The following is a 12,284-nucleotide window of genomic DNA, read 5'->3' as shown; positions in this document are numbered from 1 at the left end:
GCCTTATGAGCGCTGTGACCCCCGCTGGAGGCGACACCGCGGCGGGCCGTTCCTGGCCCCTGCTGCTGAACGGCCTGCTGGACGGCCACGACCTCAGCGCCGACGACACCGCCTGGGCGATGGACCTGATCATGCGCGGTGAGGCGACCGACGCCCAGATCGCCGGGTTCGCGGTGGCGCTGCGCGCGAAGGGCGAGACCGTCGAGGAGATCACCGGGCTCGTCCGGACGATGTACGAGCACGCGAACGTGATCGAGGTGCCGGGGCGGACCGTCGACATCGTCGGAACGGGCGGTGACGGCGCGAAGACGGTGAACATCTCCACCATGTCGGCGATCGTCATCGCGGGCACGGGCGCGAAGGTCGTCAAGCACGGCAACCGGGCCGCCTCCTCGGCCTCCGGCGCCTCGGACGTGCTGGAGAAGCTGGGCGTCAATCTGGAACTGACGCCGAAGCGGGTGGCGGAGGTCGCGGAGGAAGCCGGCATCACCTTCTGCTTCGCCATCAAGTTCCACCCGGCGCTGCGTCATGTGGCCGCCGCCCGAGGGCAGTTGGGCATCCGGACGACCTTCAACGCCCTCGGTCCGCTGACCAACCCGGCGAAGGTGAGGGCACAGGCGGTCGGTGTCGCCGACCCGCGCCTGGCGCCGCTCATCGCCGGCGTCCTCGCCGAGCGCGGCAACTCCTCCCTCGTCTTCCGCGGCGACGACGGCTTCGACGAGCTGACGACGACGGCCACCTCACGCGTCTGGGTCGTCCGCGAGGGCAAGGTCACCGAGGAGACCTTCGACCCCCGTGACGTCGGTCTCGAACTGGTCCCGGTTCAGGCCCTGCGCGGCGGCGACCCGTCGTACAACGCGGAGGTCGCCCGCAGGCTCCTCGACGGCGAGAAGGGCCCCGTACGGGATGCCGTACTCCTGAACTCGGCGGCGGCCCTCGTGGCCCTCGACCCGGGTCCCGGGACGCTGGCCGAGCAGATCCGGGCCGGCATGGACAAGGCGGCGGAGTCGATCGACTCCGGCGCGGCCAAGCGGGCGCTGGAGCGCTGGGTGGCTGTCAGCAACGCCTAGCAGAGGACCGCGGTCCCGCAATCCGGACAGGAGTTGCGGGACCGCGATCACTTCACGTACGTTCCTGTCCAGGTCATGAGTGACAGTCATGAGGCCCCGGCCGACTGTCCGGCAACCCTCCGTCCGTGGCGGGGTGCCCCGGGTGAAGACCAGGCCGTAGGCAGCGAGGTCTACGGCAAGCGCGGACCCCTCGAGCAACCAGGGGTCCTGGTCGTCGAGGAGCCTTCCGTGAGCAAGCGAATGCGATAGGGCCGCAGAGCCCCGCCTCCGCATCCCCTTTTCCCCTCACGCCCCTGCTTGAGCCATGCCGCTCGCGGGGCGAATTCCACCTGCTTACACGGGAGTTCCGCCATGTCTGTCTCCACCGCTGCCGCCGCCACCTCCGTCTGTGCCCCGCTGCCCGTTCTGGGCCGGGATGTCACCGTCCCGCTCGTCACGGGCGGCGAAGTCACCTATGCGGCACTCGACTACGCGGCCAGCGCCCCGGCCCTCCAGCGGGTGTGGGACGACGTCGCGGCCTACGCCCCCTACTACGGCAGCGTCCACCGCGGCGCCGGCTACCTCTCGCAGCTCTCCACCGACCTGTTCGAGAACGCCCGCAGGACGGTCGCCGAGTTCCTCGACTGCCGCGCCGACGACCAGCTGATCTTCACCCGCTCGACCACGGACTCCCTCAATCTGCTGGCGCGGGCCCTTCCGGCCGACTGCCAGGTCTTCGTCTTCGAGACCGAGCACCACGCCAGCCTGCTGCCCTGGAAGGACGCCCGGGTCACCTACCTCAACGCCCCGCGCACCCCGCGGCAGGCCGTCGAGACCCTGGAGCGCGCCCTCGCCGACCGAGACCCCTACGGTCCCGCCCTGGTCTGCGTCACCGGTGCCTCCAACGTCACCGGCGAGCTGTGGCCGGTGCGCGAGCTGGCGACCGCGGCCCACGCGCACGGCGCCCGTACCGTCCTGGACGCCGCCCAGCTCGCCCCGCACCACCCCGTCTCCGTGCAGGACCTCGACGTCGACTGGGTCGCCTTCTCCGGCCACAAGCTGTACGCGCCCTTCGGCTCCGGCGTACTGGCCGGCCGCGCGGACTGGCTCCAGGCCGCCGACCCCTACCTCGCGGGCGGCGGCGCCAGCCGCAAGGTCACCCGGCGCGAGGACGGCGGCGTCGACGTGGAGTGGCACGACAGCGCCGCCCGCCACGAGGCCGGCTCCCCGAACGTGATCGGCGCCTACTCCATCGCCTCCGCCTGCAAGGCGCTCACCGAGGCCGGCTTCGACACCCTGGTCGCCCGCGAGCAGCACCTGATCGAGAAGGTCCGCGCGGGCCTGGCAGAGGTCCCGCAGGTCAAGGTGCTGTCCCTGTTCGGCGACGACGCGCCCCGGGTCGGCGTGCTCTCCTTCGTCGTCGAGGGCTGGAACAGCTCGCACTTCGCCGCCGCGCTCTCCGCCGAGTACGGCATCGGCGTCCGCGACGGCCTCTTCTGCGCCCACCCGCTGGTGCGCACCCTCCTCGGCACCGACCCCCAGACCCAGGGCGAGTGCGGCGCCCCCGAGGCCGCCCCCGGCGAGAAGTCCCTCAACGCCATCCGAGTCAGCTTCGGCGCCGGCACCCCCGACGAACACGTCGAGCGCTTCGTCACCGCCGTCAAGGAGCTGGTGACGGACGGCGCGAAGTGGCAGTACCGCACAGAGGACGGCCGCTGCGTCCCGGCGGTGTGATCCAGCCCCCTCAGGGGCAGCGGCTTTTCGTTTTCAGGGGCGCGGGGAACTGCGCGACCAGCCACAACGGACTGGCAGTCGCACACGAACCGCGCCCCGCAGACGCCTAGGCGTCGATCACGAATCCAACCCGATGGCAAACGCGGCCTCAAGGTCATGCTGCGAGTACGTACGAAACGCGACGTGCGTATCGGTGGCCTCGACGCCAGGGATCTTGCTGATGCTGCCAGGGATCACATCGGCAAGATCCTCATGCTGCTTCACCCGAACCATCGCGATCAGGTCATACGTCCCGGTCACGGAGAAAACTTCACTCACGCTCTCCAGCGAAGCGATCCGCTCCGCGATCTCGGGGATCCGGTCCACGCTGGTCTTGATGAGGACGATCGCGGTGATCACGGCTGGTTCTCTCCCTCGGGGGCCGGAGCTGGGGTGGACCTCACTCTAGTGGTACGGCCGAACCGCACCCAGGCGTAGACGAAGCCCAGGCCGAAGCCCACCAGGTGGGCCAGATAGGCCACCCCCGGTCCCGTCGCCGCACGCCCGGCCGCCAGCCACTGCAGGGCCGCCCAGAAGGGCAGCACGACCCAGGCGGGGAAGCGCAGCGGCAGGAAGAACAGGAACGGCAGAAGACTGGTCACCCGTGCCCCGGGGAACAGGTACAGAAACGCGCCCAGGACCGCTGAGATCGCCCCGGACGCGCCGACCAGGGACTGCTGGGACGTGGAATTCGCCGCCGCGTACCCCAGCAGGGCGAGGTAGCCGCAGCCGACGTAGAAGAGCGTGAACTGGACGCGGCCCATCCGTTCCTCGGTCATCGCCCCGAAGACGTAGAGGAAGAGCATGTTGCCGAGCAGGTGCACCCAGCTGCCGTGCACGAACAGGGCCGTGGCGGGGGTCAGGGCGGCCCTGGGGGAACCCTGGAACAGCTCGGCCGGGACGACGCCCCAGTGGTGGAAATAGGCGCGCTGGGCGGCGAGCAGCGCGTCGCCGGAACCGTAGGCCGGATTGAGGCCGGCCGCCGGGCCGGTCACGAAGAGCAGACAGCACAGGGTGATCAGCGTGTACGTGATGGGCGCCGAGGGGCGCCGGATCGCTCTGCCGAGGGTCGCGCTCCACTTGCCGATCATGAACACAGAGCATGACGTAACGGGACGCAGTCGCACAGAGCGCCTCGCCGCCGTGGACGGACGGGCGGTGAGTCCGTGCCAGGCCGTAGGGTACGAGCCACACGCCCGGGGAAGCTCGGGCGTCACTGACAATAGAAGGCCTAGAAGGAAAGAGCACAGGCACGATGACGGTTCCCCTCCCGACCGCCACGACGCGGTGGCGCTGCACCCTCTGCGGCAACCTCACGCGTTTCGACGTGACCCGCTCGTCGAAGGTCGTCGAGTACGTCCACCTCGATCTGGCCGGTGAGCCCAAGGTCGAGGAGCGCGAGGTGGTCAGTGAGACCATCGAGTCGGTGCGCTGTCGCTGGTGCAACGCGGTGGATCAGGTGGAACTCGTGGACAGGCCGGGCGCCGACTCCTGAGCGGAGCGGCCCCACAGGTAATGGGGTGTGACGGATGGTGGAGACCACAGGCGGGGGGCCGGGCGACGGCACCGCCGAGGTGCTTGACCGTCCGCTGCCCGACGGAGTGCGCCGCAGGGTCGTCCAGATCGTCTCGGACGGCTTCGGCGGGCTGACCGTCGGCGAACTGCCCGCACAGCTGAGGCAGTACGCCCGTTTCGCGCCGAACCGTCGGGCCAAGTTCGCCGGCAACGCGATGGCGGCCGCCCTGGAGACCGATCCGCTGTTCCGGCAGCGCATCGGGGAGAAGCTGAGAGAGGCCCAGCCGGAACTCACCGGCGCTCTCGACTCCGGCTCGCCGCCCCCGGCCGCGGATCCGCTCGACGTGGCGGCCGCGGCCTATGTTCTGCGGCCCACCGGCTGGGTGAAGCTGGTGACCGCGGCCGGCGAGGAGGCCCAGCGGGCCGATGCCGAGCGCGCCGACGAGGAGAGCCGGGCCGAGCTGGAGCGGCTGCGCGAGGAACTCGACCGGGCCCGGGAGCAGACCCGGGCCGACACCGAGCGGCTCCGTGCCGAACTGGACGCCGCCAAGAAGGAGGCCGACTCGCTGCACCGCAAGCTGCGGGCGGCCCTCAGCGACGTCAAGCGGGGCGAGGCCGCCCTGCGCAAGATCCAGGGCGAGGTGGAGGCCGTACGCGCCGAGGCGCAGGCCCAGGTGTCCGCCGCCGAGAGCGAGTCCCGGCGGCTGAAGTCGCGGCTCGGGGAGGCGGAGGCCGCGCTGGAGGCCACGCGCAAAGCAGCGCGCGAGGGGCGCAGCGTCGAGGACATGCGCGTGCGCCTGCTTCTGGACACCGTCCTGGACGCGGCCCAGGGGCTGCGCAGGGAGCTGGCGCTGCCGCCGGTGTCCGTACGGCCGGCGGAGACCGTCGATGCGGTCGAGCCGGGACGAATGACCCCGAAAGACATCGCTGCGCGCGCTTTGTCCGAGAACGACCCCGCGATCCTGGACCAGCTGCTCGAGCTTCCGCAGGCGCACCTGGTCGTCGACGGTTACAACGTCACCAAAACGGGTTATCCCCAAATGCCTCTGGAGAAGCAGCGGTTGAGGCTCCTCGGGCAGCTTTCGCAACTCGCTGCACAGACCGGCGCCGAGGTCACCTGTGTCTTCGACGGGGCCGAGCTGGCCGCTCCGGTGCTGCTCGCGCCGCCGCGCGGAGTGCGGGTGCTGTTCTCCAAGCCGGGCGTCACCGCGGACGAGTTGATCCGCCAGCTGGTACGCGCGGAGCCCCCCGGGAGGCCCGTCATCGTGGCTTCCACGGACCGCGAGGTGGCCGACGGGGTGGCCCGTGCGGGGGCGCGTCCGGTCGCCTCGGCGATGCTCCTGAAGCGGCTGTCCTGACCCGCTTCCCGGGCCGCTGTCCCGTAGGTCGAACTTCTAGGTTTAATGACCGAATTGGCGCAATCGTCACGCAACGTAGCGTCAACCTGGCGTCACCGCACGTGGGTTATGTGCAAAGAATGCATTGCGTCACTAAGATTTTTCACGCGAGGATTTGAAGTGATCACAGGAAGGTCACTAAGGTCTGGCCTCGAACCTCCGAGCGGGTGATCACTCACAAGAAGGAGCCCTCTTCCGTGGCGTCCCATCGTCGACCGAAGCAGCCGAGCCGGGCTCGCGTGACTGTGCTCACCACCGCAGCTGCTGCCGCTGTTGCCATCAGCGCCCAGGCCGCGAATGCCGCGCCGAGCGAGAAGCCCTCCAAGGACGAGGTCAAGGCCAAGGTCGACAAGCTGTACGAGCAGGCCGAGCAGGCCACCGAGAAGTTCAACGGCGCCAAGGAGAAGCAGGAGAAGCTCCAGAAGGAGATCTCCACCATCCAGGACAACGTCGCCCGTGGCCAGGAGGAGCTCAACCAGCTGCGTGACTCCATCGGTCTGGCGGCGGCCGCGCAGTACCGCACCGGCACCATCGACTCGTCCCTCCAGCTCTTCCTGTCGTCGAACCCGAACGACTACCTGGACAAGGCGTCCACCGCCGACCAGCTCAGCGCCCAGCAGGTCGAGGCGCTGAAGAAGATCCAGGAGAAGCAGCGCGAACTCGCCCAGGAGCGCGCCGAGGCCTCCGACAAGCTCAAGGACCTCGCGGCCACCCGTACCGAGCTGGGCAACAAGAAGAAGGACATCCAGGGCAAGCTGGCCGAGGCGCAGAAGCTGCTCAACTCGCTGACGGCCGCGGAGCGCGCCTCGCTCGCCGCCGCCGACGCCCGCGCCAGCCGCTCCGCCAGCGAGCGGGTGGACCTCGGCAACTCGACCGCCGCCTCCGCCCGGGCCCAGGCGGCCTTCGACGCCGCCAAGACCCAGATCGGCAAGCCGTACGTCTACGGCGCCACCGGCACCGCCTCCTACGACTGCTCGGGTCTGACCTCCTGGGCCTACGCCCAGGCCGGCGTCTCGATACCGCGCACCTCGCAGGCGCAGGCCAACGCCGGCACGCGGATCTACTCCGAGAGCCAGCTCCAGGTCGGCGACCTCGTGCTCTTCTACGGCGACCTGCACCACGTCGCCCTCTACGCGGGCAACGGCATGGTGCTGCACGCCCCGCGCACCGGCACGACCGTGCGCTACGAGTCGATCAACAACATGCCGTTCCAGTTCGGCGTCCGGATCTGACACGCTCCCCTGAGGATCCGTTCCAAGATCAGGACCCGGTCCGCCCGAACGGGCGAATTACCTGAACCCGCACAGACCCCACGCCCCGCCCATGACCTGCGTCAGAGGCGGGGCGTCGCGTTGTGTGCCCGCAGAGGTCGCTGGCCGCCGCGCACTCGCGTGGCTAGCATCACCGCGTCCCTCGACGGAAGTTGTCGGACCTACCGCCGGACGGGCGGAAAGTCACGCCTGCTCAGGCCGCAGAGAACCTGCCCACATGGGCCGGCTCAGGCCTGTGAAGCAGGAACCCGTGGTGGCATCGCGAAGCGGTGCGGACCGGAATCTCCTGCCCCCCGGGGCCGGAGAGGGCGTCAATGTCCGCCGTTTTTCCCCCGGAGCCCGGGGGAGGCCGGTGGCGTCCGGCAATGGAAGGAGCGTCGCTACTCGTGAGGTCCCACCGCCGCCCTGCACCGTCCGGGTTCAACCGGGGCGCCGGCACCGCCCTGTGCGTGCTGTCCGCCGCGGCCTCCGCCCTCGGGGCCGTCCCGGCCGACGCCGTTCCGTACGACCACACCCGGGCCGAGGTGGACCGCCTCTACGCGGAGGCCGAGAAGGCGACCGAGGCCTACAACAAGGCCGACGAAACCGCGGGCAGGCTGCAGAAGCAGGTGCACGACGCGCAGGACCTGATCGCCCGGCAGCAGGAGCGCATCAACTCCGTGCGGGAGTCGCTCGGTTCGCTGGCCGTGGCCCAGTACCGCTCCGGCGGCATCGACCCGACCCTCGCCCTGCTCTTCTCCGACAACCCGTCCGACTACCTCGACAAGGCCTCCGCCCTGGACCGGATCAACGCCCATCAGGCGGGCGAGCTCAGAGACCTCCAGTCCTCGATGCGCGACGTCGCCCAGGAGCGTGCCGAAGCGGTCGGCAAGCTGGCCGAGCTGGAGAAGAGCCGCAAGGCCGTCGCCTTCCACAAGAGGATCGTGGAGAGGAAACTCGCCGAGGCCCGTCGGCTGCTCAACTCCCTGCCGTACGGGGAGCGTGCCGCCTACGGCCGCGCCTCCCGGGGCGACCGCGGCGAACTCTTCCCCGACTTGGGCAGCGCCGTGCCGGCCTCGGCCCGCGCGGCCGCCGCCATGGCCGCCGCCCGCTCCGCGCTCGGCATGCCGTACGTCTGGGGCGCCACCGGCCCCTACGGCTTCGACTGTTCGGGGTTGATGCAGTGGTCGTACGCGCAGGCCGGGGTCCAGCTGCCGCGCACCTCGCAGGAGCAGGCGTACGCCGGCCGGCAGATCCCGCTCTCCGAGGCACGCCCCGGCGACCTGGTCGTCTACCGCTCCGATGCCAGCCATGTCGGGATGTACATGGGCAACGGCCAGGTGATCCACGCGCCCTACCCGGGCGCGCCCGTGCGCTACGACCCGGTGGACATGCTGCCGGTGTCCTCGGTCACCAGGGTCTGACCAACCGGCCCTGTCGGCCTTACGATCGGAAAGTGGCTGGTCGTGGGCGGGCGTCGAAGTTCTCCGTGGTGGCGCTCGTGCTGCTGCTCGTCTCTTTGGTGGCGTGCGGCGGACGGCCGGCCGGCGGCAGTGCCGGGGCCGATCTGCAGCGGGTCCTCGACCGGCGCTCCACCGCCGTCCTCGACCGCGACCGGGCGGCCTTCCTGAAGACGGGCGCGCCGGGCTGGTTCGAGAACCTGCGCGGGGTGCCGCTGGCGTCCTGGTCGTACCGCGTGACCGCCCTGCACCGCACCGGCGACGAGGCGACCGCCGACGCCGAACTGCGCTACCGCATCGAGGGATACGACAACGCGCCCGTCACCGTCGGCCGCACCCTGAGCCTCTCCCGGGAGAGCGACGGGCGGTGGTACGTGGACGCGGACAGGCCCGCCAGGAAGTCCGCCCAGCAGCTGTGGGACCAGGGCGCGGTGACCGTCGTACGCGGCAGCCACAGCATCGTTCTCGGCACCGGGCAGTCCAGCGAGGCGCTGCACGCGTACGCGGACCTCGCGGACCGTGCGGTGCCCGCCGTGTCCGGGGCCTGGGGCAGCGACTGGGCGGGGCATGTGGTGGTGCTCGTGCCGGGGTCGGTGGAGGGCATGGCGGGGCTGCTCGGTTCGCCCGCCTCCCAGTACCGCGGGATCGCGGCGGTCACCACGGGCGAGGTGGGCGGCCCGCCGACCGCCCCCGCGGACCGCATCATCGTCAACCCGGACGCGTACGCCCTCCTCGGCCCGCTGGGCAAGCAGGTCGTGCTCACCCATGAGACGACCCATGTCGCGACCCGTGCCCACACCAACGCCGCCACCCCGCTGTGGCTGTCCGAGGGGTACGCCGACTGGATCGGCTACCTGGGCACCGGCCGCACCCCGCCCGAGGCCGCGCCCGAGCTGGCGCGGGCGGTGAGCGACGGGCGGGTGCCGGAACATCTGCCCACCGACAAGGACTTCGGCTTCAGCGGCGACGCGACGAAGCTGGCCCAGGCCTACGAGGGCGGCTGGATGGCCTGCCGGCTGATCGCCCAGCAGTGGGGTCTTGAGCGGCTCGGGCAGTTCTACCGCGCGGTCGGCGACCACCGGCAGCGGGCGGGCTCGGTGGCGGGCGCGATGCGGAAGGTGCTGGGGACGACCCCGGAGAAGTTCACCCGGCAGTGGCGGGCCTACCTCCGGGCCCGACTCGGCTGACCGGGTCGGTCAGGAGGAGGTCGAGGCCTCTCTGGTGCGGGTGGCCTGCGTGGGCAGGGGCGGTACGGGCTCCCGGGAGACCGTCGACTGCCACAGCTCCACGGCCCCGAGCACGGCGGCGACGACCAGCAGGCCGTTGCGGACGACGAGCAGGGCGACGCCGAGGGTGTCGCTCATGACGACGTGCTGGAACCAGAGGGGGAACTCCAGCACCGTCACGAAGGCGGCCGCGAGCACCAGAGCCACCGGCACCCGCATCCGGCTGCTGCGGAAGCACAGGCAGACGGCCGCGAGACCGACCAGCCACACCATGTACTGCGGGCTGATCACCCGGCTGGTGACCGTGAACATCAGCACCGCCACGAAGGCCGCGTCCGCGAGCGTGTTCGGCAGGAACCGCGTCGCCATCAGCCGCCACAGCAGCAGCCAGCCGAAGACGACGCCGGTCAGGCACAGGGCCGCGGAGCTGACGAGGCCGACGTACGGGCCGAGGAACTCGATCGAGCCGTAGTTCAGCAGCACCTGCCCGTTCCAGCCGAACTGCCGGGCGATGTGGAAGACGAGGGAGCCCAGCGACTCCACCTCGGTGCCCCGGCCGCGCTGGAAGGTCAGAAAGGCGAACGCGCCGGGCATGGTCACCGCGAACAGCGCCGCCAGCGCGGCCACGGTCGCTGCCGCCCAGGCCCAGGTGCCGCGCTTGCGGGCGCCGACCAGCAGCAGCGCCGGCCACACCTTCAGCATCGCCCCGAAGCCCACGAGCAGGCCCATCACGCGCGGATGCCGGGCGCCCGCGAGCAGCCCGGCCACGGCCACCGCGGTGACCATCACGTCGTAGCGTGCGTACACCGTCGGACCGAGCAGCGGCACCCCCACCACCCACACCCAGGCGCCGCGCACGGTCTTGCCGGGCCGCAGCCCCGCGTACAGCAGCAGCGACAGGACGACCAGGTCCGCCAGGAAGGCGAGGACGAAGAAGGCCGTCGCGTAGTCGAGGAAGCCCAGCAGCGCGGGGGAGAGGATCGGGAGGGCGGCGGCGGGCGGGTACTGCCAGGTGACGTCGTCCAGCGGGAAGGTGCCGTGGCGCAGGGTCTCGTACCAGCCCTGGTAGATCACGGACACGTCGGTCGTGACGTCCGGACCGGGGAAGACGAACACCTTGAGGACGAACAGCAGCAGCACCAGCCTGGTCAGGCCCCAGGTCACCAGCAGTCCCGCGAGGGGCCGCCTTCCGCCCGCAATGTCCACCGGAGCCCCGTTTCCGTCTGCTTCCCGTTCCGGTCTTGAGGGGAACATGATGTCCTGTGCAGCTGTGTGCTGGCCATAAACGTGGCCGTGCCGAGCTGTGTGCGACCCGTTGGATAAGGTCGGCGGCGATGCACAAGACCCTGATCGTGACGAACGACTTCCCGCCCCGGCCGGGCGGTATCCAGGCGTTCCTGCACAACATGGCGCTACGGCTCGACCCGGACCGCCTTGTCGTCTACGCGTCCACCTGGAAGCGCAGCCGGGAGGGGATCGAGGCCACGGCCGCCTTCGACGCCGAGCAGCCCTTCACCGTCGTACGCGACGCCACGACGATGCTGCTGCCCACGCCGGGCGCCACCCGGCGGGCGGTCGGGCTGCTGCGGGAGCACCGCTGTACGTCGGTGTGGTTCGGGGCGGCGGCGCCGCTCGGTCTGATGGCGCCGGCGCTGCGCAGGGCGGGCGCCGAGCGGCTGGTGGCCACGACCCACGGTCACGAGGCGGGGTGGGCACAGCTGCCCGCCGCCCGGCAGCTGCTGCGCCGGATCGGGGAGTCGACGGACACGATCACCTACCTCGGCGAGTACACGCGCTCACGGATCGCCACCGCCCTGACCCCCGCGGCGGCCGGGAGGATGGTGCAGCTGCCGCCGGGCGTCGACGAGAAGACCTTCCACCCGGAGTCGGGCGGCGACGCGATCCGGGCGCGGCTCGGCCTCACCGACCGGCCGGTGGTCGTGTGCGTGTCCCGGCTGGTGCCGCGCAAGGGCCAGGACACCCTGATCCTCGCCATGCCCCGGATCCTGGCCGCGGAGCCGGAGGCGGTGCTGCTGATCGTCGGCGGCGGCCCGTACGAGAAGGACCTGCGGCGACTGGCCCACGAGACCGGTGTGACCGACTCCGTGCACTTCACGGGCGCCGTGCCCTGGTCCGAGCTGCCCGCCCACTACGGCGCCGGCGACGTCTTCGCCATGCCGTGCCGGACGCGGCGGGGCGGGCTGGATGTGGAGGGGCTGGGGATCGTGTACCTGGAGGCGTCGGCCACCGGCCTGCCGGTCGTGGCGGGCGACTCGGGCGGCGCCCCCGACGCCGTGCTCGACGGCGAGACGGGCTGGGTGGTGAGGGGCGGCTCCGCCGAAGAGACCGCCGACCGCATCACGGCGCTCCTCGGCGACGCGGAACTCCGCCGCCGGATGGGGGAGCGGGGCAGGGAGTGGGTCGAGGAGAAGTGGCGTTGGGACCTGCTGGCGGAGCGACTCAAGGCTTTGCTGTAGGGCAGCCCCGGTAGGGGGCGCGGGGCTGTATCGATATGCGGCTCCGCCGCGTGGTCGCGACAAGCCACAAACAACCCGCAGACGCCACCAACGAATATGTGGCACCCCACTAGGCGGAACCGAAAAATCCGCCCATG

At 71.0% G+C, this 12,284-nt stretch carries 11 protein-coding genes and 1 riboswitch; of the genes, 8 read left to right on the top strand and 3 right to left on the bottom strand.

Translation table 11 applies throughout. The features are described 5' to 3' along the window. The first annotated feature begins 5 nt into the window (after positions 1 to 5). Together trpD and ABT254_RS16995 are read left to right on the top strand one after the other, a co-directional pair. Positions 6 to 1,070 carry an anthranilate phosphoribosyltransferase gene (trpD, locus tag ABT254_RS17000; protein ID WP_351469968.1) on the top strand — a complete coding sequence of 355 codons (1,065 nt, stop codon included), beginning with the start codon at positions 6 to 8 and terminating at the stop codon, positions 1,068 to 1,070. A gap of 71 nt (positions 1,071 to 1,141) precedes the next feature. Further along, positions 1,142 to 1,258: riboswitch (SAM riboswitch) on the top strand. A 163-nt stretch (positions 1,259 to 1,421) separates the two neighbouring features. Further along, positions 1,422 to 2,783: an aminotransferase class V-fold PLP-dependent enzyme gene (locus ABT254_RS16995; RefSeq protein WP_351469965.1), complete on the top strand. Its 1,362-nt coding sequence runs from the start codon at positions 1,422 to 1,424 to the stop codon at positions 2,781 to 2,783. 117 nt (positions 2,784 to 2,900) lie between these two features. Here ABT254_RS16995 and ABT254_RS16990 read toward each other — a convergent pair whose 3' ends face one another. Both ABT254_RS16990 and ABT254_RS16985 read right to left on the bottom strand, forming a co-directional pair. Further along, positions 2,901 to 3,182, bottom strand: a complete 282-nt coding sequence (locus ABT254_RS16990; RefSeq protein WP_099928230.1) for an Lrp/AsnC family transcriptional regulator — start codon at positions 3,180 to 3,182, stop codon at positions 2,901 to 2,903. Continuing rightward, positions 3,179 to 3,913 (bottom strand): rhomboid family intramembrane serine protease, encoded by a 735-nt coding sequence (locus ABT254_RS16985; RefSeq protein WP_351469962.1) that lies wholly within the window; start codon positions 3,911 to 3,913, stop codon positions 3,179 to 3,181. The genes ABT254_RS16990 and ABT254_RS16985 overlap by 4 nt, the downstream gene beginning before the upstream one ends. Positions 3,914 to 4,077: 164 nt before the next feature. On the opposite strand from ABT254_RS16985, the gene ABT254_RS16980 reads away from it, so the two are divergent. The 5 genes from ABT254_RS16980 to ABT254_RS16960 all read left to right on the top strand — a co-directional run bounded on the left by ABT254_RS16980 (position 4,078) and on the right by ABT254_RS16960 (position 9,631). After that, positions 4,078 to 4,317 (top strand): hypothetical protein, encoded by a 240-nt coding sequence (locus ABT254_RS16980; RefSeq protein ID WP_009309707.1) that lies wholly within the window; start codon positions 4,078 to 4,080, stop codon positions 4,315 to 4,317. A gap of 34 nt (positions 4,318 to 4,351) precedes the next feature. Then, entirely contained in the window at positions 4,352 to 5,695 is a 1,344-nt protein-coding gene (locus ABT254_RS16975) for an NYN domain-containing protein (RefSeq protein WP_351469959.1), read from the top strand. 236 nt (positions 5,696 to 5,931) lie between these two features. Continuing rightward, positions 5,932 to 6,966: a C40 family peptidase gene (locus tag ABT254_RS16970; RefSeq protein ID WP_351469956.1), complete on the top strand. Its 1,035-nt coding sequence runs from the start codon at positions 5,932 to 5,934 to the stop codon at positions 6,964 to 6,966. A gap of 425 nt (positions 6,967 to 7,391) precedes the next feature. After that, positions 7,392 to 8,408 carry a C40 family peptidase gene (locus tag ABT254_RS16965; protein ID WP_351469953.1) on the top strand — a complete coding sequence of 339 codons (1,017 nt, stop codon included), beginning with the start codon at positions 7,392 to 7,394 and terminating at the stop codon, positions 8,406 to 8,408. A gap of 32 nt (positions 8,409 to 8,440) precedes the next feature. Then, on the top strand, positions 8,441 to 9,631 hold the full coding sequence (locus ABT254_RS16960; protein ID WP_351469950.1) for a hypothetical protein: 1,191 nt from the start codon (positions 8,441 to 8,443) through the stop codon (positions 9,629 to 9,631). 9 nt (positions 9,632 to 9,640) lie between these two features. On the opposite strand, the gene ABT254_RS16955 is transcribed toward ABT254_RS16960, so the two are convergent. Next, on the bottom strand, positions 9,641 to 10,876 hold the full coding sequence (locus ABT254_RS16955) for a glycosyltransferase 87 family protein (protein ID WP_351469948.1): 1,236 nt from the start codon (positions 10,874 to 10,876) through the stop codon (positions 9,641 to 9,643). 128 nt (positions 10,877 to 11,004) lie between these two features. Between ABT254_RS16955 and ABT254_RS16950 the strand changes: the two genes are divergently transcribed. Beyond that, positions 11,005 to 12,147, top strand: a complete 1,143-nt coding sequence (locus ABT254_RS16950) for a glycosyltransferase family 4 protein (protein ID WP_351469945.1) — start codon at positions 11,005 to 11,007, stop codon at positions 12,145 to 12,147. The last annotated feature ends 137 nt before the right edge of the window (positions 12,148 to 12,284 follow it).

The sequence above is a fragment of the Streptomyces sp. NPDC001137 genome (genome assembly GCF_040298885.1).
Taxonomy (GTDB): Bacteria; Actinomycetota; Actinomycetes; order Streptomycetales; family Streptomycetaceae; genus Streptomyces.
This window is presented reverse-complemented; position numbering and strand designations above follow the sequence as displayed.

What these genes read in the sequence shown, in the direction of transcription:
- trpD (WP_351469968.1), top strand. Translation starts at nt 6, where the DNA reads ATGAGCGCTGTGACCCCCGCTGGAGGCGACACCGCGGCGGGCCGTTCC.
- ABT254_RS16995 (WP_351469965.1), top strand. Translation starts at nt 1,422, where the DNA reads ATGTCTGTCTCCACCGCTGCCGCCGCCACCTCCGTCTGTGCCCCGCTG.
- ABT254_RS16985 (WP_351469962.1), bottom strand. Translation starts at nt 3,913, where the DNA reads ATGATCGGCAAGTGGAGCGCGACCCTCGGCAGAGCGATCCGGCGCCCC.
- ABT254_RS16980 (WP_009309707.1), top strand. Translation starts at nt 4,078, where the DNA reads ATGACGGTTCCCCTCCCGACCGCCACGACGCGGTGGCGCTGCACCCTC.
- ABT254_RS16975 (WP_351469959.1), top strand. Translation starts at nt 4,352, where the DNA reads ATGGTGGAGACCACAGGCGGGGGGCCGGGCGACGGCACCGCCGAGGTG.
- ABT254_RS16950 (WP_351469945.1), top strand. Translation starts at nt 11,005, where the DNA reads ATGCACAAGACCCTGATCGTGACGAACGACTTCCCGCCCCGGCCGGGC.